General features: G+C 74.2%; 19 protein-coding genes and 1 pseudogene. 8 read left to right on the forward strand and 12 right to left on the reverse strand.

Annotation, left to right across the window (positions count from 1 at the left end):
* Positions 1-132 precede the first annotated feature (132 nt).
* Positions 133-864 carry a VIT1/CCC1 transporter family protein gene (locus tag ACZ4YL_RS16600; RefSeq protein WP_390172923.1) on the reverse strand — a complete coding sequence of 244 codons (732 nt, stop codon included), beginning with the start codon at positions 862-864 and terminating at the stop codon, positions 133-135.
* Between the two features lie 259 nt (positions 865-1123).
* Here ACZ4YL_RS16600 and ACZ4YL_RS16605 point away from each other — a divergent pair, with 259 nt between their 5' ends.
* The 7 genes from ACZ4YL_RS16605 (at position 1124) to ACZ4YL_RS16635 (ending at position 9879) form a co-directional block, all read left to right on the forward strand.
* Entirely contained in the window at positions 1124-2110 is a 987-nt protein-coding gene (locus ACZ4YL_RS16605; protein WP_301371725.1) for an ADP-ribosylglycohydrolase family protein, read from the forward strand.
* 266 nt (positions 2111-2376) lie between these two features.
* On the forward strand, positions 2377-3873 hold the full coding sequence (locus ACZ4YL_RS16610) for an ADP-ribosylglycohydrolase family protein (protein WP_468117283.1): 1497 nt from the start codon (positions 2377-2379) through the stop codon (positions 3871-3873).
* 7 nt (positions 3874-3880) lie between these two features.
* Entirely contained in the window at positions 3881-5026 is a 1146-nt protein-coding gene (locus ACZ4YL_RS16615; protein WP_468117129.1) for an ADP-ribosylglycohydrolase family protein, read from the forward strand.
* Between the two features lie 506 nt (positions 5027-5532).
* Entirely contained in the window at positions 5533-6942 is a 1410-nt protein-coding gene (locus ACZ4YL_RS16620) for an ADP-ribosylglycohydrolase family protein (protein ID WP_468117285.1), read from the forward strand.
* The gene (gene rbsK / locus ACZ4YL_RS16625; protein ID WP_468117131.1) at positions 6939-7877 is read left to right on the forward strand and encodes a ribokinase; all 939 of its coding nucleotides are present in this window, start codon (positions 6939-6941) and stop codon (positions 7875-7877) included. The genes ACZ4YL_RS16620 and rbsK overlap by 4 nt, the downstream gene beginning before the upstream one ends.
* Positions 7874-9067, forward strand: coding sequence for a CaiB/BaiF CoA transferase family protein (locus tag ACZ4YL_RS16630; protein WP_468117133.1), 1194 nt, complete (start codon positions 7874-7876; stop codon positions 9065-9067). Before rbsK ends, ACZ4YL_RS16630 begins: the two co-directional genes overlap by 4 nt.
* Entirely contained in the window at positions 9064-9879 is an 816-nt protein-coding gene (locus tag ACZ4YL_RS16635) for an HpcH/HpaI aldolase/citrate lyase family protein (RefSeq protein ID WP_468117134.1), read from the forward strand. Before ACZ4YL_RS16630 ends, ACZ4YL_RS16635 begins: the two co-directional genes overlap by 4 nt.
* A 275-nt stretch (positions 9880-10154) precedes the next feature.
* On the opposite strand, the gene lgt is transcribed toward ACZ4YL_RS16635, so the two are convergent.
* The 11 genes and pseudogenes from lgt to hisI all read right to left on the reverse strand — a co-directional run bounded on the left by lgt (position 10155) and on the right by hisI (position 19425).
* Complete coding sequence (gene lgt / locus ACZ4YL_RS16640; RefSeq protein ID WP_468117287.1) at positions 10155-11183, reverse strand: prolipoprotein diacylglyceryl transferase; 1029 nt, start codon at positions 11181-11183, stop codon at positions 10155-10157.
* Positions 11184-11511: 328 nt separating this feature from the next.
* Positions 11512-12303, reverse strand: a pseudogene (locus ACZ4YL_RS16645) (DsbA family protein); the annotation flags it as partial.
* Between the two features lie 120 nt (positions 12304-12423).
* On the reverse strand, positions 12424-13239 hold the full coding sequence (gene trpA, locus ACZ4YL_RS16650; RefSeq protein WP_189736136.1) for a tryptophan synthase subunit alpha: 816 nt from the start codon (positions 13237-13239) through the stop codon (positions 12424-12426).
* Positions 13236-14477, reverse strand: a complete 1242-nt coding sequence (gene trpB, locus ACZ4YL_RS16655) for a tryptophan synthase subunit beta (RefSeq protein WP_301371719.1) — start codon at positions 14475-14477, stop codon at positions 13236-13238. The genes trpA and trpB overlap by 4 nt, the downstream gene beginning before the upstream one ends.
* 205 nt (positions 14478-14682) lie before the next feature.
* Positions 14683-14892, reverse strand: a complete 210-nt coding sequence (gene trpM / locus ACZ4YL_RS16660; protein WP_301371718.1) for a tryptophan biosynthesis modulator TrpM — start codon at positions 14890-14892, stop codon at positions 14683-14685.
* 9 nt (positions 14893-14901) lie between these two features.
* A complete protein-coding gene (gene trpC, locus ACZ4YL_RS16665) occupies positions 14902-15711 on the reverse strand; it encodes an indole-3-glycerol phosphate synthase TrpC (protein WP_030012837.1) in 810 nt (269 codons plus the stop codon).
* Positions 15712-15883: 172 nt separating this feature from the next.
* Positions 15884-16390, reverse strand: a complete 507-nt coding sequence (locus ACZ4YL_RS16670) for a DUF2752 domain-containing protein (protein ID WP_468117137.1) — start codon at positions 16388-16390, stop codon at positions 15884-15886.
* A gap of 99 nt (positions 16391-16489) precedes the next feature.
* Entirely contained in the window at positions 16490-16741 is a 252-nt protein-coding gene (locus ACZ4YL_RS16675) for an HGxxPAAW family protein (RefSeq protein ID WP_030724546.1), read from the reverse strand.
* 111 nt (positions 16742-16852) lie between these two features.
* Positions 16853-17536 (reverse strand): TIGR02234 family membrane protein, encoded by a 684-nt coding sequence (locus ACZ4YL_RS16680; RefSeq protein WP_468117139.1) that lies wholly within the window; start codon positions 17534-17536, stop codon positions 16853-16855.
* A 14-nt stretch (positions 17537-17550) separates the two neighbouring features.
* Complete coding sequence (locus tag ACZ4YL_RS16685) at positions 17551-19041, reverse strand: anthranilate synthase component I (RefSeq protein WP_351159577.1); 1491 nt, start codon at positions 19039-19041, stop codon at positions 17551-17553.
* Positions 19042-19056: 15 nt separating this feature from the next.
* Positions 19057-19425 (reverse strand): phosphoribosyl-AMP cyclohydrolase, encoded by a 369-nt coding sequence (gene hisI, locus ACZ4YL_RS16690; RefSeq protein WP_030012381.1) that lies wholly within the window; start codon positions 19423-19425, stop codon positions 19057-19059.
* Positions 19426-19516: 91 nt separating this feature from the next.
* Here hisI and ACZ4YL_RS16695 point away from each other — a divergent pair, with 91 nt between their 5' ends.
* On the forward strand, positions 19517-20149 hold the full coding sequence (locus tag ACZ4YL_RS16695) for a TIGR03085 family metal-binding protein (RefSeq protein ID WP_468117141.1): 633 nt from the start codon (positions 19517-19519) through the stop codon (positions 20147-20149).
* Positions 20150-20702 lie beyond the last annotated feature (553 nt).

Consider the following 20702-nt stretch of genomic DNA (forward strand, 5'->3'; position numbering starts at 1 on the left):
GCGGAGGTCCCGGTGCGTGGCGGGCATCGTTGCCCGGAGCCCTGGTGTGATTCCCGGCGGACACGGATTCGAAACCGCCGGGTAACGGACTACTTATGTTGCGTACTGCATAGTGTCTCACTCCAGCCGCGGTCAGCCTATGGCTCCGCCGATCCAGGTTCCCAGGATGTACGTCACACCGGCGGCCGCGCCGCCCAGGACCAGCTGGCGCACGCCGCTGTACCACCAGGACCGCGCGGTGACCCGGGAGACGACCGCACCGCAGGCGAAGAGCCCGGCCAGCGCGAGCAGCACCGCGGGCCACAGGGCGGTGGCGCCGAGCAGGTACGGCAGCACGGGGAGCAGCGCGCCCAGCGCGAACGAACCGAACGACGAGACCGCGGCGACCAGCGGCGAGGGCAGGTCGTCGGGGTCGATGCCGAGCTCCTCGCGGGCGTGGATCTCCAGCGCCTGCTCGGGATCGCGCGAGAGCTGCATGGCGACCTCGCGGGCGAGCGGCGGCTCGACGCCGCGGGAGACGTAGAGCTCGGCGAGCTCCTCCATCTCGTCGATCGGATGCTTGCGCAACTGCTGGCGCTCCACGTCCAGTTCGGCGAGGACCAGTTCGCGCTGCGAGGCGACGGAGGTGTATTCACCGGCCGCCATCGAGAAGGCACCGGCCGCGAGACCCGCCAGTCCGGTGATGACGACGGTCTGCGGGGCGACGGCGCCGCCGGCCACACCGGTCATCAGGGCGAGGTTCGAGACGAGCCCGTCCATGGCGCCGAAGACGGCCGGCCTCAGCCATCCGCCGTTGACGTCGCGGTGGGTGTGGTTGTCACGGTGCGCGGTGTGCAGCGGTGCTTCGATGTCGATGATGGACATGCGTGGAATCTCCCCAAATGTGCGATCGGACGCCACAACGCGCCCCGCTCCCCCTGAACACCTCGAAACTACGCACGATTTCTGCCGCCCGCCAGCAAGGAAGGCCGTACTTACCTGGACTTTTGCGGGTCGGCGACCGGGTGACGGGGGTGTTCGCGGGGTGTTTCGCGACGAGCGACAAACCACATGCCATGGCACAAATCCCCCAAGGGCTCATGATGAGCCCCATCCAATGTGGGAGAGGCGCGCCATGGAGCCGATGAAGCTGATTGCATGCAATCCGCAGGTCCTCCTCGAACGGGCCAGGGGCGCTCTTCTCGGACTCGCCGTCGGCGATGCGCTGGGCGCCCCCGCGGAGAACATGAAGCCGTCGGAGATCCGGGCGAAGTGGGGCCGCATCGAGGGTTTCGTGTCGGAGGACCCGGCGGGCACGGACGACACCGAGTACGCGATCTTCTCGGGGCTGCTGCTGGCCCGCCACGGCTCGGCGCTCACCGTCTCCCACGTGGAGCGGGCCTGGCACCACTGGATCGCCGACCTCGACGAAGGCCCGTTCCGGGGCGCCGGGTTCTCGGAGCGCGGCACCCTGGAGAACCTCCGCCGGGGCCTGGCCGCGCCCATCTCCGCCCAGCACCGGCACGCGTGGTCGGACGGCCTGGCCATGCGGGCCGCGCCGTTCGGCGTGTTCGCCGCGGGCCGGCCCGCGGAAGCGGCCCGGCTCGTCGCCATCGACGGCTCGGTCAGCCACGACGGCGAGGGCATCTACGGCGGCCAGGCGGTCGCGGCGGGCGTGGCCGCGGCCATGGCGGGCGGCTCCCCCGCGTCGGTGATCTCGGCGGCCCTGTCCGTCATCCCGTCCGACTCCTGGACGGCCCGCTCCCTGCGCCGGGCGGTCACCGCCGCCCCGCGCGGCGAACGGGCGGTGCGCTCGGCGGTGGTCATCGGCGGCTACCCGTGGACCGACCTGGCCCCGGAGGCGGTGGGCCTGGCCTTCGGCGCCTTCGCCGCCTGCCGGGGCGACTTCCCGTCCTCCGTCCTCACCGCCGTGAACATGGGCCGCGACGCCGACACCACCGCGGCGGTGGCGGGCGCCCTGGCCGGCGCGCTGTCGGGCGCCGCCGCGATCCCCGCCGCCTGGTCCTCGGCCATCGGCCCGGTCCGCGGCAGCTGCCTCCCCTCGATGCGGGGCTACCACGTCCTGGACATCGCGGACCTCCTCACCCCGGAATGCGAGGCCGCCCGATGACCCTCTCCCCGGACGACCCGACCACCACCACCCCGCCGGACCGGGGCCCGGGCCCCCTGCCCCCGGGTACGGGTGCGCCACCGGCCCCGGCCGAGCGGAGGCCCGGGAGCCTGACCCCGGCCGGTCATGCCCCGGCCGTCGCAGACCTGGTCACGGGGTCGGGTCCGGCTCAGCCGGAGCGGCGGTCCGGAGGCCTGACCCCGGGGTCGGCGGCCCTGGCGCCGGATCCGGGGCACGCGGCCCCGGGCGGAGTCGCCCCGGCCGGAATGCCACCGCGCACAGCGCCGGCACTGCCCTCGGGTGCGGAGGGCGGCGGGGTGGGAAGCGTCCTCGCCCCCGCTCCCACGGCGGGATCCCGCATCGTGGTCCGCACCGGGCAGCACGCCGCGGGCACACTCGGGACCGGGAGCGTGGCCGGAGCCGGCGGTCCCGGGGCCGGGACCGCGGTCCGGGTCGGGCAGAATGCCGCAGGCACGGCCGACCCCGCCCTGGCGCGGACCCGTACGGCCACAGCCACAGGCACGACCGGGGCCGAGACGGCGTCCGGGACCCGGACCGGGACCAGGGCCGTGGCCGTGGCCGTGGTCCGGACCCCGGAACGTCCTGCCGAGCTCCCCGCAGGGGGACCGGCAGGGGGCCCGGCGGGGAAGCGGCCCATCGAGGGTCTCCTCCTCGGGCTCGCCGCAGGCGACGCGGCCGGGTGGCCCGCCGCCCGCCACCGCGCCAGCCGGATGCCCGAGTGGACCCGCCGTCTCACCCGCGAGCTCGACACCTTCGCCGAGCAGAACGCCACCACCACCCTCCCCGTCCCCATCGCCCTCAACCAGCCCCCCGAACCCCTTCGCCTCGGCCCCTCCGACGACGCCGAATGGGCCGCCTTCGTCGCCGAGTCCGTACTCACCGCCGCCGGTGTGCTGCTCAGCGACCTCTCCCGGTCCCGCCGCATGCGCGCCGCCATCGACCTCGCGTGGAACGCGCTCGCCTCCGAGGTCGCCGCGGCAGCGGAACGCGCGCCCGAGGTCGAGTCCGCCGTCCTGCCCCTCCGCGCCCGGATCTCCGTCCGCGCCGGCCTCGGCAATCTCGCCACCGGCCTGCGCCCGCCCGCCACCGGCCACGACAACCCGCACTACTTCGACGACGCCGCCTGCATCCGCGCCTGCGTCCTCGCCGTCGTGCATCCAGGCGACGCCCGCGCGGCGGCCGACCTCGCCGAGTTCGACGCCCGCTACACCCAGGACGGCGACGGGGTGCACGGCGCCCGCGCCATGGCCGCCGCCATCGCCACCGCCCTCACCACCTCCGACGTCGACGCCGCCGTGGACGCCGCCCTCGCCCAGCTCCCCGAGGCCACCGAGATCGGCCGCAACGCCCGGCACGCGGTCCGCCTCGCCCGTACCCACAAGGACGGCGGCGCCTTCGCCATCGTCCCCACCCTCGAACACGAGATCGTCGACCACGTCTACAGCTACGGGATCGCCGCCGCCGAGACCGTCCCCGTGGCCCTCGCCCTCGCCACCGCCGCCCGCGGCAGGATGACCGAGGCGGTCCCGGCCGCCGCCTGCCTGTCCCGCGTCGCGGACTCCGCCCCCGCCCTGGCCGGCGCGCTGACCGGCGTCCTCGGCGGCGGCGACTCGATCCCCGCCGCCTGGCGCGAGGCCTGCCGCACCCTCTCCGGCTGCGCGCTCCCGCGCCTCGCCGGCACCGACCTCGTGGAACTCGCCGCACTCCTCGCGGCCACGGAACTCACCTCACCCAAGGGATGATTCGGACATGACGCTCACGTTGGAGGACCGGGCCCGCGGCGCTCTCGTCGGGGCCGCCGTCGGCGACGCGCTCGGCGGCCCGGTGGAGGGCTGGACCCCGGACCAGATCGTGGAACGGCACGGCGGACGCGTGCACGGCATCGTCGGCCCCTGGCACGAGGACTGGCGCACGGCCCGCCCCATCGCGCCGTACCACAAGGGCGACGGGCACGTCACGGACGACACCCTGATGACGCACGCACTGGTACGGGTCTACGAGGCCGTACGGGACCACCTCGACGCCTACGCGATCGCCGAGCACCTGGTCCCAGACCTGATGTCCACGCCCCGCTGGATCCCGGAACTGGAGGCCGAGGCACTGCCGTTGCAGCGGATCTTCCTCGCCGAGAAGTGGATCGTGACCCGGCTGCACTACGCGCACGCCGACCCCCGCGAGGCCGGCACCGGCAACATCGTCAACTGCGGCGCGGCGATGTACATGGCGCCGGTGGGCATCGCCAACGCGGGCAATCCGGCGGGCGCGTACGCGGAGGCGCTGGACATCGCCGGTGCGCACCAGTCCTCGTACGGACGGGAGGCGGCGGGCGTGTTCGCGGCGGCGGTGGCCGCCGCGTGCGTGCCGGGGGCGACGGCCGCCTCGGTGGTGGACACGACCCTGTCCCTGGCCAAGGACGGCACGCGCGACGCGATCGCGGCCGTCCGCGAAGTGGCCGCCGGCCATCGGGACTTCGAGTCGGCGCTGGCCCCGCTGCGGGCGGCGGTGACCCCGTACGACTCGGTCGGCCCGGACTACCGCAACCCGTCGCTCGGCGCCCGCCGTCCCTCCCGCCTGCACGCCATCGAGGAACTCCCGGTCGCACTGGGGATGCTGCTCGTCGCGGACGGACGGTACGAGACCGCGGTGCTCGGCGCGGTCAACTACGGCCGGGACTGCGACTCCATCGCCACCATGGCGGGGGCGATCGCCGGGGCCCTGGGCGGCGAGGCCGCGGTCCCGGCCGCCTGGGCCAAGCAGGTCGCCGAGGCCAGCCGCCTCGACCTGCACGCCCCGGCCGAGGCGCTGACCGCGGTGGCCCGGGAGATCTTCGCCCTCGACCGCTCCCGCCGCCGGTCCCACGAGTCGGCCTTCACCGCGATCGCGGACCCCCGATGACGGCGGTCCGGCTGACCTGGGCCCAGCCCGAGGACCTCGTCGGGCACGAGCTGCGCCAGGCCGCGGAGGACGGCAGGGACCCGGCCGCCGCCCTCCGGGCCTGGCTCGCGGCGGGTGGCCACCCCGCCCCCGAACGCGCCGGGTCCTCCCCCACCCCGGCCCCGCCGGAACTGCGCGCACTGGCCGCCCGCCTCCTCGACGACCTGGCGCAGCTCCCACCGCGCTCCACGGCCGACGAGCCCCAGTCCTGGCCCGCCATCCAGGCCACCTGGCCTCCGGCCCCGGTCGCGGAAGCCCCCCGGCCGCCCGCCGAACTCCCGACCCCGACGCCACAGCCAGGACCGGGCGCCCGGACCCGCTTGCCCGCCGCCCCGGACCCGAAGCCCGACGCCGGGCAAGCGGCGGGACCCCCCGGCCCCGCCGCATTGCCGGATCGGGCCGCGCACCCGGGCGAACCCCCGACCACAGCCCCGGCCCCCGGCCCACCACCCGCAGGGCAGGATCCCCTGCGGCCCGCCCGTACCCCCGCGCCACCCGGCGCAGCAGGGGCACCACCCGCAGGGCAGGATCCCCTGCGGCCCGCCCGTACCCCCGCGCCACCCGGCGCAGCAGGGGCACCGCCCGCAGGGCAGGGACCCACCCGGCCCGCCGCCCCCGGAGCGGCCCCGACCCGCGCAGCGAGCACTCGGCCCGACCGGGATCCCCGGCACCCGGCGGCACAGCCACGCCCCTGCCCCGACGGCCGGATCCACGAGCCCCCGCCGGGCAGCAGGAACGCGGCCCCGCCCGCCCGGCCCGCCGGACAGCCGGATCCGGCCGCACGCCCGACCGCAGGGCGAGCCCGGCCCGAAGCCGGCCGGCTGCGGGAGCGGCTGGAAGCCGCCTGGGTGGGGCGGGCCGTCGGGTGTCTGCTCGGGAAGCCCGTCGAGAAGCTGCCCCTGGAGGGGATCCGGGCACTGGCCCGCGCCGCCGGCAACTGGCCGCTGAACGACTGGTTCAGCGAACGCGGCGTACCGCCCCAGGTGCTGGCCGCGTACCCGTGGAACCGCCGCTCCGCCCCTACCTCCCTCGCCGAGACCATCGACGGCATGCCCGAGGACGACGACCTCAACTACCCCCTCCTCGGGCTGCTCCTGCTCCAGCGCCACGGCAAGGGCTTCACCACCGCCGACGTGGCCCGCCTCTGGCTCGACGAGCTGCCGGCCGGGCGGACCTTCACCGCCGAGCGCATCGCCTACCGCAATCTCCTCCTCGGTCTGGAGCCGCCCGTCACCGCCACCCACCACAACCCCTTCCGCGAGTGGATCGGCGCCCTCATCCGCGCCGACGTCCACGGCTGGACCAATCCGGGCGATCCGGCCGCCGCCGCGGCCCAGGCCTACCGGGACGCCGCCCTGACCCACACCGGGAACGGCGTCTACGCCGCCCTCTTCGTCGCGGCCGCCACCGCCACCGCCGCCACCGGCCGACCGGACGTCCACACGGCGCTCCGGACCGGGCTGGCCTTCGTACCGCCCCGCTCGCGCCTCGCCGAGGCCGTCCGTTTCGGAATCCGGGCGGCCCGCACGGAGCCGGAGGACTTCGACCTCGTCGTCGACCGGCTGCACGCCCGCTACGGGCACTACCACTGGGTCCACGCCGTCCCCAACACCGCGCTGATCGCCGCCGCCCTCACCCACGCCGACGGCGACTTCTCGCACTCCGTCTGCCGCGCCGTGTCCGGCGGCTGGGACACCGACTCCAACGGGGCCACGGCCGGCGCCCTCGCCGGGCTGCTCGCCGGATCCCCGGACGCCCTCCCGCACCGCTGGACCGCGCCCCTGAAGAACCGCCTCGCCACCACCGTCCCCGGCTTCGACGGCATCGGCTTCGACACCCTCGCCCACCTCACCGCACAGGAGGCAGCACGCTCATGACGGCCATCGCCGTGCTCGGCAGTACGAACATGGACCTCGTCGCCTACGTCCCCAAAGCCCCCCGCCTGGGGGAGACCGTCACCGGCCGGGCCTTCCGCACGGTCCCCGGCGGCAAGGGCGCCAACCAGGCCGTCGCCGCCGCCCGCTCCGGCGGGGAGGTCGTGATGATCGGCGCGGTCGGGGCCGACGAGTTCGGCGTACGGCTGCGCTCCGCGCTCACCGCGGCCCGCGTCGACACGGCGGCCCTGCGCACCGTCGAGGGCGCCAGCGGCACCGCCCACATCACCGTCGACGACGAGGGCGGCAACAGCATCGTCGTCATCCCCGGCGCGAACGCCGCCGTCACCGGTCTGGAGGCGGGGGACGAGGCCCGGATCGCCGCCGCCGGTTCCCTCCTCCTCCAGCTCGAACTGCCCCTCTCCGCCGTCCTCGCCGGGGCCCGCGCCGCCCGCGCGCACGGCGTCCGTACGGTGCTCACCCCGGCCCCCGCCCCGGGGGCACCTCCCAGCGGTAGCTGGGGGACGCTGCCCGCCGATCTGCTCGCCGCCACCGACCTCCTCGTCCCGAACGAGCACGAGGCGGCGGCCCTCACCGGGCTCACCGACCCGCTCCAGGCCGCCGAGGCCCTGCTGGCCGAGGTGCCCGAGGTGGTGATCACACTCGGCGCGGCCGGGGCCCTGTACGCCGCCCGCGGCGCGGAACCGCTGACCGTGCCCGCGCCCCGGGTGCGGGCCATGGACACGACCGCCGCCGGGGACACCTTCGTCGGCGCCCTCGCCGTGGCCCTGGGCGAGGGCCGACCGATGCCCGAGGCCCTGCGCTGGGCCTCGGCGGCGGCCGCGCTCTCCGTCCAGCGCCCGGGAGCCCAGGACTCGATGCCGACCCGCGCCGAGACCGACGCCTTCGCCGCGGCGCAGCGCGGAGCCGCCTCGTGACCTCCACCGGGCCGCTGGAAGGGCTGCGCGTGCTCGACCTGGCCACCCTCTTCGCCGGGCCGCTGACCGCCACCCTGCTCGGCGACTTCGGCGCCGAGGTCGTCAAGGTCGAGCACCCCGGCCGTCCCGACCCCTCGCGCGGCCACGGCCCCGCCAAGGACGGCATCGGCCTGTGGTGGAAGCTCCTCGGCCGGAACAAGCGGACGATGACCCTCGACCTGTCCACCCCGGGCGGCCGGGACACCCTGCTGCGCCTCGCCGCCACCGCCGACGTGGTCGTCGAGAACTTCCGCCCCGGCACCCTGGAGAAGTGGGGGCTGGGCTGGCCCGAGCTGTCCGCCGCCAACCCGCGCCTGGTCCTGGCGCGCGTCACGGCCTTCGGCCAGCACGGCCCGTACGCCCACCGTCCAGGCTTCGGAACGCTCGCCGAGGCGATGAGCGGTTTCGCCGCGATCACCGGGGAGCCGGACGGGCCGCCGACCCTGCCGCCCTTCGGGCTCGCCGACTCGATCGCCGCGCTGACCTGCGCGTACGCCGTGATGACCGCCCTCGCCGGGCGGGAGCGCACCGGGCACGGTCAGGTCGTGGACCTGGCGATCGTCGAGCCGATCCTCACCGTGCTCGGCCCGCACCCGCTCTGGTACGACCAGCTCGGCTACGTCCAGCCGCGCACCGGCAACCGTTCCACGAACAACGCCCCCCGCAACACCTACCGCAGTGCCGACGGGCGCTGGCTGGCGGTCTCCGCCTCCGCGCAGTCCATCGCCGAGCGGGTGGTGCGGCTGGTGGGCCGGCCCGAGCTGATCGCCGAGCCCTGGTTCGCGACCGGCGCCGGGCGGGCCCGGCACGCGGACGTGCTGGACGAGGCGGTCGGCGGCTGGATCGCCCGGCACAAGGCCGAGGAGGTGGTCGCCGCGTTCGAGGACGCCGAGGCGGCCGTCGCCCAGGTCTACGACGTCCGGGACGTGATGGCCGACCCGCAGTTCGCGGCCCTCGACACGGTCACCGAGGTCGAGGACCCGGAGCTGGGCCCGCTGCGCATGCAGAACGTCCTCTTCCGGCTCTCCGAGACCCCGGGCGGGATCCGCTGGGCGGGCCGCCCGCACGGCGCGGACACCGACGAGGTCCTGACCGAGCTCGGGCTGTCCGAGGCCGAGATCACCGCACTGCGGACCGAGGGAGCCCTGTGATCCTGACCTGGCTGTACGCGCCCGGCGACCGCCCCGAGGTGGTCGCCAAGGCCCTCGGCTGCGGGGCGGACGCCGTCATCGTCGACCTGGAGGACGCGGTACCGGCCTCGCGCAAGGAGTACGCGCGCGCCGCGACCGCCGATCTGCTCGCCGAGCGGCCCCCGCTCCCCGTCCACGTCCGCGTCAACGCCCTGGACTCCCCCTGGGGCGGCGCCGACCTCACCGCGCTCGGCGGGCTGCACGGACTCGCGGGGCTGCGGCTGCCCAAGATCAGTGCCCCGGGGCAGATCACGGCCGTCGCGGAGCGCACCGGCGGGGTGAACCTGCACGCCCTGCTCGAATCGGCCGTGGGTGTGGAGCGCGCGTACGAGATCGCCCGCGCCCACCCCGCCCTGCGCGGGCTCTCCCTCGGCGAGGCGGACCTGCGGGCCGACCTGGCCGTCAGCGCGGAGACGGGCCTGGACTGGTGCCGCTCCCGGGTGGTGGTCGCGGCCCGGGCCGCGGGGCTGACGCCCCCGGCGCAGTCGGTGTTCCCCGACATCCGGGACCTGGAGTCGCTGGCCGTCTCGTGCGCCCGCGGCCGCTCCCTGGGCTTCCTCGGCCGGGCCGCGATCCATCCGCGCCAGCTCCCGGTGATCGAGCGGGCCTACCTCCCGGCGGACGAGGAGGTCAGCGCCGCCGTGGAGGTGCTGAGCGCGGCCCGCGCCACGCCGGGTGCGCTGGCCCTGCCCGACGGGCGGTTCGTGGATCCGGCGGTGGTGGCCGCGGCGCACCGCACCCTTGCGCTCGCCGCTCGCATGGCCGCCCGCTGACCCCGGGCCTCCGCCGGGCGGAGCCCCGCCCAGGGGCTCCGCCCCGGACCCCGCGCGGTGACCCGCCGCGACACCGCCTTCCGGGCTCCGCCCGGAACCCGCCCGACGACCGACCGTGACCGTCCGCGGCGCCGTATCCCAGGGCTCCGCCCCGGACCCTGCGCCTCAAACGCCGGCGGGGCTGGGTTCGGCTGCCGCCGCCGGGCTCGTCACGGCAGCCGCAGCGGAAAAGGGGGGTGCCGCGTACGCGACACCCCCCTTCTCGGACCTTCGGGTCAGAGCGTCCCGGCTCCCGGGGCGCCGCCCTCGGCGGGCTGCGCCTTGCGCAGATCGGCCTTGGCGGGCTCGCCCTTCGCCAGAACGGACGCCTGGGCCTTGGCCTCGGCCCCGTCGGTGGCAGAGCCATCGGTGTCCGAGGACTTGCCCTCGGCCCCCGTGTCCTTCGTCTGCGACGATGCCGCCGCGTCCCCGCCTTCACCGTCGGAGGCACCGGTGTCCGGCTCGACGACCGACTCGCGGCCCGGCCGCAGCTTCGCCGACAGCACCAGGTAGACGACCGCCAGCACGAAGACGACGATCGAGGTCCAGACGTTCAGCCGGACGCCCAGGATGTGGTGCGCCTCGTCGACGCGCATGTACTCGATCCAGCCGCGGCCGACGCAGTACGCGGCGACGTACAGGGCGAAGGCCCGTCCGTGGCCGAGCGTGAAGCGGCGGTCGGCCCAGAGGACCAGCAGCGCGACACCGATGCACCACAGCGACTCGTACAGGAAGGTCGGGTGGTAGGTCCCGGCGTCCCGGTTCGGGCCCGCGCTGATCTCCACCGCCCACGGCAGGTCGGTGGCCCGGCCGTACAGCTCCTGGTTGAACCAGTTGCCCCAGCGTCCGCAGGCCTGGGCCAGCGCGATACCGGGGGCCAGGGCGTCCGCCCAGGCCGGCAGCGGGATCCCGCGCAGGCGACAGCCGATCCAGGCACCCACCGCGCCGAGCGCGATGGCGCCCCAGATGCCGAGTCCGCCCTCCCAGATCTTGAAGGCGTCGACCCAGTTGCGGCCCGCGCCGAAGTAGAGCTGGTAGTCGGTGATCACGTGGTAGAGGCGACCACCGACCAGGCCGAAGGGCACGGCCCACACGGCGATGTCCGCGACCGTGCCCGGCTTTCCGCCGCGCGCGATCCATCGCCTGTTGCCGAGCCAGACGGCGACGAAGACGCCGATGATGATGCAGAACGCGTAGCCGCGGAGCGGGATCGGTCCGAGATGGATCACGCCGGTCGACGGACTGGGGATGTAAGCAAGGTCCATGGCAGACATGACGCTACCTTGCCGGGTGGTGCGCACCGCAACCCGCCCGGCAAGACGAAACCAAATCCAGACATGGAACCGGCTGCGGTCAGTCCTCCGAGGACCCGCTGGAGGAACCGCCGGAGGTCCCACCGGTGGACCGGTTCGAGGACCCGCCGGACGAGGATCCGCCCGATCCCGTACGCGAGGCCGACGGCGAGGCCTTCGCCCCGGCCCTGTCCCCGGCCCTGTCCCCGGCCTTGTCCGTGGCCTTCGCTCCGGATCCGGGGGTCGCGCTGCCCGACGGTGAGGCCTTCTCGGCCCCGGCCCCTGCGTCCGCGCCTCCCGAGCCCTTGGCCGCGGCCTCCACCTGCTCCTTCAGCTTCTGCGGGGTCACCTGGTTGGCCTGGTCGGAAAGGATGTCCTTGCCGTTCAGCAGCACGGTCGGGGTGCCCCGGAACCCTCCGGTGGTGAAGGCGGTGTCCGACTTGGCCACCCAGCTGTTGTGGGTGCCGTCCTCGACGCACGAGCGGAACTCGGGGGTGTCCAGCCCGTCGGCCTTGCCCGCCAGTTCCAGCAGCTTGGCGTTCTTGCCGAAGGCGTCGTCGGTCTCCTGCGGCTGGTTCTGGAAGAGGAGGTCGTGGTATTCGGTGAACTTGCCGGCGTCCTGCGCGCAGGCGGCCGCGTTGGCCGCCTTCAGCGAGCCGCTGCCGCCCATCCTCCGGTCGATGAGCGTGACCAGGTGGTAGTCGACCTTGAGCAGCCCCTTGGCCTCCAGGTCGTGGATGACATCGCGGTAGTTGTCCTCGAAGAACTTGCAGGAGGGGCAGCGGAAGTCCTCCCACACGGTGAGGGAGGACTTCGCCTCGGGCTTGCCCGCCTGGATGGCGAGGGCGTCCTTTCCGGTGGCCCCGGAGGGGGCGACCACCGGGCCCGCCTTGGCGGAGCCGTCCTTGCCGGTGTTGGCCGCGATCACGCCGACGACGGTCGCCAGGCCGAGGACGCCGACCACCGCCGCCGCCACGACGAGGGTCCGTCGGCGCTTGTCCCGGGTCTTCTGCCGCTCGCGCTCCACGAGGAGTCGTTCCCGGGCCGATCGTTTCGTCGCATCGCGGTTCGCACCGTCGTTCTTCTCGCTCACGTTCCGCCAAACGAAGCAGGGAGGCACTCGCGTGCCTCCCTGCCCGCACTTCCACCCGATCGGGCTACAGAACCCGATCAGACATCCGTGGCTGTGATCGAACGCGCGTCAGCTCGCGCGTCAGCTGCGGCGTACGCCTTCCGCGAGCTCGCCGGCGAGCGCCCGTACGGCGTCCAGCCCGGCCGGCAGGTCCGGCGCGTCCAGGAGCAGCTTCACGAAGGCCGAGCCGACGATGACGCCGTCGGCGAAGCCCGCGACCTCTTTGGCCTGTACGGCGTTGGAGACGCCGAGTCCCACGCAGACCGGGAGCTCGGTGGTGGCGCGGGTGCGCCGGACCAGGTCCTGGGCCTGGTTGCCGACGGACTCGCGGGTGCCGGTGACTCCCATGAGGGAGGCGGCGTAGACGAAGCCGGAGCCGGCCGCCGTGATGGTGGCCAGGCGGGCGTCCTTGCTGCTGGGAGCCACGACGAAGACGGTCGCCAGACCGTGCTTCTCCGCGTGCTCGCGCCACAGCGCGGACTCCTGCACCGGCAGGTCGGGCAGGATGCAGCCGGCTCCGCCCGCCGCCGCCAGCTCGGCCGTGAACCGCTCGACGCCGTAGCGGTCGATGGGGTTCCAGTAGGTCATCACCAGGACCGGGGCCCCGGTCGCCTCGTGCGCCTCGCGGACCGTGCGGATCACGTCGGCGATCTTGACTCCACCGCGCAGGGCGATGTCGTCGGCGGTCTGGATGATCGCGCCGTCCAGCACCGGGTCGCTGTGCGGGAGGCCGATCTCGACCACGTCCGCGCCGCCCTCGATGACGGCCTTGACCGCCTCGATGGCGCCGTCGACGGTCGGGAAGCCCGCCGGGAGGTAGGCGACGAGGGCCGCGCGGTCCTCGGACTTCGCCTTGGCGAGGGTGTCGCTCAGCAGCTGGAGGTTTCCGGTGCTCACTTGTTCTCCCCCTCGCCGTCGTACAGCCCGAAGTAACGGGCCGCCGTGTCCATGTCCTTGTCGCCGCGACCGGACAGGTTGACGACCAGCAGGCCGTCCTTGCCCAGCTCCTTGCCCAGGTCGAGGGCGCCCGCGAGGGCGTGCGCCGACTCGATCGCCGGGATGATCCCCTCGGTGCGCGAGAGCAGGCGCAGGGCCTGCATCGCCGCGTCGTCGGTGACCGCGCGGTACTCGCCGCGGCCGGAGTCCTTGAGGTAGGAGTGCTCCGGGCCGATGCCCGGGTAGTCCAGGCCGGCCGAGATGGAGTACGGCTCGGTGATCTGGCCTTCCTCGTCCTGGAGGACGTAGGAGCGGGAGCCGTGCAGGATCCCGGGCTCGCCGGCGGTCAGCGTGGCCGCGTGCTCGCCGGTCTCGACGCCGTGCCCGGCGGGCTCGAAGCCGACCAGACGGACGCCGGCGTCCGGGATGAAGGCGTGGAACAGGCCGATGGCGTTCGAGCCGCCGCCGACGCAGGCCGCGACGGCGTCCGGCAGCCGGCCGGCGCGCTCCAGGATCTGGCGGCGGGCCTCGACGCCGATGACCCGGTGGAAATCGCGCACCATGGCCGGGAAGGGGTGGGGGCCGGCGACCGTACCGAAGAGGTAGTGGGTCCGGTCCACATTGGCGACCCAGTCGCGGAACGCCTCGTTGATCGCGTCCTTGAGCGTCCGGGAGCCGGACTTCACGGCGATGACCTCGGCGCCCAGCATGCGCATGCGGGCCACGTTGAGGGCCTGGCGCTGGGTGTCGATCTCGCCCATGTAGATGGTGCACTCAAGGCCGAAGAGCGCGCAGGCGGTGGCGGTGGCCACGCCGTGCTGCCCGGCGCCGGTCTCGGCGATGACGCGGGTCTTGCCCATGCGCTTGGTGAGCAGCGCCTGGCCCAGCACGTTGTTGATCTTGTGCGAGCCGGTGTGGTTCAGGTCCTCGCGCTTGAGGAAGATCCGGGCGCCGCCGGCGTGCTCGGCGAAGCGGGGCACCTCGGTGAGGGCGCTCGGGCGGCCGGTGTAGTTGACCATGAGGTCATTGAGCTCGGCCGCGAAGGCCGGGTCGCCCTTGGCCTTCTCGTACTCGACGGCGACCTCGTCCACGGCGGCGACGAGCGCCTCCGGGATGAACTTGCCGCCGAAGTCGCCGAAGTAGCCCTCGGCGTTGGGAACGTGACCCTCCGGGTCCGGAATGAAGAACTCGCTGGACATGTCCAGTGCTCCTACGGGTGCGAGATGCGGCGGGGTGCATTCACCGTATTGCGCCGCCCGCCCGTGCCGCGCACACCCCGCTGGGGGATGTCGTGCGTACGGAGCGGGGCGGCCCGCGTCCGGGGCCGGCGGCCCGGGACGTCAGGCCGTACGGGAGCTGCGCGCGGCGCGGTACGTCTCGCGTACCGGGCCGCGGCGGCCCTCGTTACAGCGCGCCTCCGCGGCGCCATCGCATGCCGTTGACCTGACCGGGCTCGGAGCCGATCACGTACCGGACCCGCCGCCCGTGCACGCGCCGGGCCGGGGCACGGCAGCCGCGGGGGCGGCAGCCGCGCGCCAGGGGCGCGTGAGCCGTCGGCACGGCTGCCGGGCGGGAGCCCGGCCGGGTGCGGACGCAGGAACGGTCGTGGGCCATGGGTACGGGTCAGCTCCGCCCGTGGCGCAGGGCGGGGTGGGCACCGGCGGCGACGAGGTCGGCCACGGCCGCCTTCGGGTCGCGGCCGGTCACCAGGGACTCCCCGACGAGGACGGCGTCGGCGCCCTCGTTGGCGTAGGCGATCAGGTCGTGCGGGCCACGGATGCCGGACTCGGCGATCTTGACGATGTGGTCCGGGATCTCGCCGACGACGCGCTCGAAGGTGGAGCGGTCGACCTTGAGGTCCTTGAGGTTGCGGGCGTTGACGCCGATGATCTTGGCACCGGCGGCGACCGCGCGCTCCACTTCCTCCTCGTCGTGGACCTCGACGAGCGGGGTGAGACCGATGGACTCGGCCCGCTCGATGAGGGAGACGAGGGCCTCCTGCTCCAGGGCCGCGACGATCAGCAGGACGAGGTCGGCGCCGTAGGCGCGGGCCTCCCAGAGCTGGTACGCCGTGACGATGAAGTCCTTGCGCAGGATCGGGATGTCCACGCGGGCGCGGACGGCCTCCAGGTCGGCCAGCGAGCCGCCGAACCGGCGCTGCTCGGTGAGGACGGAGATGACCGCCGCACCGCCCGCCTCGTAGTCGGCGGCGAGCCCGGCCGGATCGGCGATGGCGGCCAGCGCGCCCTTGGAGGGGCTGGAGCGCTTGACCTCGCAGATCACCTTGACGCTGTCGCCGCGCAGGGCAGCGACGCCGTCCTTGGCCTGGGGCGCCTTGGCGGCACGCTCCTTGAGCTCGTCGAGGCTCACGCGGGCCTGCCGTTCGGCAAGGTCTTCGCGGACCCCTTCGATGATCTCGTCGAGCACACTCACGCGAGCGGCCCCCTTCCGGGTCGATGACGGTCGGCCGCCTTGCAGACAAGTACAGAAGCAAGGTCGGCATTCAAATGGTATCCGCAGGAGGCGTTGCCCTCCGCACGCGGTTGACGCTGTCCCAGTAACTGGACATTCGGAATCCGTGCTTCATAGGGCCTGCCCAGGGGGCTCAGGGCGCCAGAGCGGAGCCGAAAGAGAGATTTCGGACAATGACGAAAATAAGTGCCAGCGCACCGAGCGCCCACCAGTACCTCGGACGCAGGACGATCCTCGGGGTCGGCCCGCCGCGGAACGCGCGGACCAGCCACAGCGCCATGAACCCCGCGAAGACGAAATAGCCCGCGACCGCGAGGGCGTTCGCCCCGAGAGCGGTGACCAGATCGCCCTGCGCGAAGGCGTGCGCGCTGCGCAGGCCGCCGCAGCCCGGGCACAGGATGCCCGTCAGCCGGAACAGCGGGCACACCGGGTAGTGGCCGGGTTCGTTGGGATCCACGGCGCCCACGTACGCGAAGGCCGCGGTGACCCCGGCCAGGTAGAACGCCGGGACGGCGAGCCGCCGGGCCCGCGACGGGGACGGCCGCCCGGCGGGCTGCCCCGGGTCCGCGGGCACGGGTGCCGGTGACGGCGGGGCATCGGGGGTACGAGAGGCGTCCACCTGCTGATTCTCTCCGCTCATGACAAAAGGCGCAGCCCGGCGGGGCCGCGCCTTTCGGCTGCGTTGCTTCGAACCGCGTCGCTACGGACCGCGTCGCTACGGACCGCGCCGCTCGCGCGCTCAGACCTTGGCGGGAACCTTGGAAGCGGCGATGACCTCGGCGAGGTCCTTGTGGGCGGGCTTCGGCGCGCCCAGGCCCGCGGCCCGCATCCCCAGGCCGACGACGCCGCCGAGCGCGACGACGACGAGGCCGGCCCAGAAGCCGAGCGGGTTCGCGATCACCATGAAGGCGCCGGAGATGCAGAAACCGATGAAGGCGATGATGACACCGGTCCAGGCGGCCGGGGTGTGTCCGTGGCTAGTGCCCGCCATGAGTTGCTCCTCGTTGCTCTGTCGCGCTGCTGTGTCGAACGTGCGGTCTGTGTCGGACGCTCGGCGACCATTGTCCCGCACCGGGCGGCTTCGCCGTCCAGGGGGGTCGGGTCAGCGGGCCCGGTCGGCGCCCGGGCCGTTGGTCGGGTCCTCGCCCCGGTCCAGAGCCTTCCACAGATCTTCCGGCCGGTCCGGATCAACCGCTGCGACAGTCCGGGCGCGCGGGCTGCCGTCACGCTCGTAGCGGCCTCCCATGGAGGGCCAGCTCCGGCCGAAGCGCAGGGCCAGCAGACCGGCCGCCAGGATCAGGACCGCGCCGGCGGCCGTGACGTAGGGCCAGGTCGTCTGGGTCAGCCCGGCCACGTGCGCGGCGCTGTCGGCGGTCGTACGGGCGGCCTGCGCGTCCAGGGCGCGGCGGCCGTCGGCGCCGAGAACGGCCGACAGGGCCGCGCCCAGGCCGCTGAGCGCGAGCAGCCCGGACACCAGCAGCCGGCTCTTGCCGCGTACGGCGAAGACGGCGACCAGTGCGGCGAGGCCCACGATGGCCAGCGCGGCGGGCAGGCCGGTGACGGCCCGCCCGTCGGCGGTCAGCTGGAGCGAGTCGCTGCCGATGGCGGCGGTGCCCCGGGCCCAGGTCCGGCCGGAGGCGAGCAGGACGACGGTGGCGCCCAGGGCGCCGAGCAGCAGGGCGACGGCCACACTGCGGCGGCCGCCGCCGCGGCTGTCGGGAGCCTCGGGCTCGGACTCGGCGTCGGCGTCGTTTCGGGGCGGGGGTACGGCACTCACGTACCCCACTATCCCCTACGCCCTCAGGAGCCGTGGAGGCGGTTCGCCGCTCCCACCGCGCGCAGCACGGCGGCCGCCTTGTTCCGGCACTCGTTGTCCTCCAGCTCGGGCACCGAGTCCGCGACGACACCGGCTCCGGCCTGCACATACGCCGTGCCGTCGCGCAGCAGGGCGGTGCGGATGGCGATGGCCGTGTCGGAGTCCCCGGCGAAGTCCAGGTAGCCCACGCAGCCGCCGTAGAGGCCGCGGCGGGAGGGCTCCAGCTCCTCGATGATCTGCATGGCGCGGGGCTTGGGCGCGCCGGAGAGGGTGCCGGCCGGGAAGCAGGCGGTGAGCACGTCGAAGGCGGTCTTCCCCTCGGCCACGCGCCCCGTCACGGTGGAGACGATGTGCATGACATGGGAGTAGCGCTCGATCGACATGAAGTCGACGACCTCCACCGATCCCGGCTCGCAGACCCGGCCGAGGTCGTTGCGGCCCAGGTCGACGAGCATCAGGTGCTCGGCGCGCTCCTTGGGGTCGGCCATCAGCTCGTCGGCGAGGTCGTTGTCCTCCTGCGGGGTCGCGCCGCGGTGGCGGGTGCCGGCGATGGGGTGGACCATGGCCCGCCCGTCTTCGACCTTGACCAGCGCCTCGGGGCTGGAGCCGACCACGTCGAAGCCGTTCTCGAAGCGGAAGAGGTACATGTACGGGGACGGGTTGGTGGCCCGCAGCACCCGGTAGACGTCCAGCGCGGAGGCGTGGCAGGGGGTCTCGAACCGCTGCGAGGGCACCACCTGGAAGGCCTCGCCGGCCCGGATGCGCTCCTTGATGTCCTCGACGGCCGCCTGGTACTTCTCGCCTCCCCAGAGGGCGGAGAACTCGGGCAGCTCGGAGGCGGGCAGTGCGGCCGGCACGTAGGGGGCGGGCCGCGCGAGGTCGGCCTCCATCGCGTCGAGGCGGGCCACGGCGTCCGCGTACGCCTCGTCGACCCCGGAATCGAGGTCGTTGTGGTTGATGGCGTTGGCGATGAGCTGGACGGTGCCGTCCCAGTGGTCCAGGACCGCCAGGTCGGAGGTGAGCAGCATGGTCAGCTCGGGCAGCTCCAGGTCGTCGGCGGTGTGCTCGCCGATGCGCTCCAGGCGGCGGACGATGTCGTAGCCGAGGTAGCCGACCATGCCGCCGGTGAAGGGCGGCATGCCGCCCGCGAGGTCGCGGGGGGTGTGCAGGGCCTCGACGGTGGCGCGCAGGGCGTCGAGGGGGTCGCCGTCGGTGGGTACGCCGACGGGCGGGGTGCCGATCCAGTGCGCCCGGCCGTCCCGGGCGGTCAGGGTGGCGTCGCTGCGGACCCCGATGAAGGAGTACCGGGACCAGGAGCGGCCGTTCTCGGCGGACTCCAGGAGGAAGGTGCCGGGGCGTTCGGCTGCCAGCTTGCGGTAGAGCCCGACGGGGGTGTCCCCGTCGGCCAGCAGCTTGCGGCTCACGGGGATGACGCGGCGGTCGGCCGCGAGCTTGCGGAACGTCTCAAGATCCATTTCGGGGGACCCTACCTAGTCGGCTGCGCGGAGGAGGACATCTTCGTCGAAACAGGTGCGTGCCCCGGTGTGGCAGGCCGCTCCGACCTGGTCGACCTGGACGAGCACGGTGTCGGCATCGCAGTCGAGCGCGACGGATTTCACGTGCTGGAAGTGGCCGGACGTATCCCCCTTCACCCAGTACTCCTGGCGGCTGCGGGACCAGTAGGTGCAGCGGCCGGTGGTCAGGGTGCGGTGCAGGGCCTCGTCGTCCATCCAGCCGAGCATGAGCACCTCACCGGTGTCGTACTGCTGGGCGATGGCCGGGACCAGCCCGTCCGCGGAACGCTTGAGGCGCGCGGCGATGGCGGGGTCGAGGTTGCCGGGGCGGGGGGACGTACTCATGTGGACATTGTGCCGGGCCGGGGCGGGGGTGTTGATCCGCGTCCGCCTGATGGGCGGGTGTTCGACGGGTTCCCGCCGTAGGCTGGCCCGCATGTCTACCCATGCGAAGCGTGAACGTCTGCTCTTGGCGGACCTGTTGGAGGCGGCCGGTCCGGAGGCCCCCACGCTGTGCTCCGGCTGGACCTGTCGCGAGCTGGCCGCGCACGTGGTGGTCCGCGAACGGCGGCCGGACGCGGCGGGCGGCCTGCTGCTGAACGTGCTGAAGGCCCGCCTGGACAGGGCGATGGAGGAGTACACGGCCAAGCCGTACGAGGAACTGATCCAGTTGATCAGGACCGGCCCGCCGAGGATGTCGGTGTACGCGCTGAAGCAGATCGACGAGGCGGCGAACGCGGTCGAGTTCTACGTCCACGCGGAGGACGTCCGCCGGGCGCAGCCGGACTGGTCCCCGCGGGAGCTGGACCCGGTCTTCTCGGACGCGCTGTGGTCCCGGCTGGAGAAGCTGGCCCGCCTGACGGGGCGGCGCTCGCCGGTGGGCCTGGTGCTGAGGCGTCCCGACGGGCGGACGGCGGTGGCGCGCAAGGGTGCGCCGGTGGTGACGGTGACGGGCGAGCCGGGTGAACTGACGCTGTTCTGCTTCGGCCGTCAGGCGGCGGCGTCGGTGACGCTGGACGGCGAGAAGGAGGCCGTGGCCAAGCTGACGGTGGCGTCGCTGGGTATCTGACCTGGGCAACGCCCCGGGTACGGGCCGGTGGCCGCGCCCCTGCCCTGGCCGGGCGGGTGCCGGTCCTGTTCCGGGTGCGGGCCGGTGGCCGCGCCCCTGCCCTGGCCGGGCGGGTGCCGGTCCTGTTCCGGGTGCGGGCCGGTGGCCGCGCCTCAAGCGCCGGCGGGGCTGGGTTTGGCTTCGCCTGGGCGGGGTCGGTTGCGGGGGTGGGGGTGCGGGGCCGCCGGCGGGTGTCTCCTCGGCTCGCGCGTGACGGGCCATCTCGGCTGTACCCGGTGGTTGCGCGCTCGTCCTGCGGGGACACCCCCCACCGTCCCCGCACCCCCACCCCTGCCGAGCCCTCCGCCGTGGGGTGGGGACACTCCGGGGGCTCCCCGCAGGACGAGCGCGCAACCCAGGCCGTACGGCAGAACCACGGCCGCCTGGCGCGAGCCGAGGAGAGCCCCCGGAGGGGCACCACCCCACACCGAAGCCAAACCCAGCCCCGCCGGCGCTTGAGGCGCGGCCACCGGCCCGCACCCGCCCGGCCAGGGCAAGGGCCGCACCCGGAAAC

The sequence above is a fragment of the Streptomyces sp. NPDC030021 genome, from assembly GCF_055574035.1.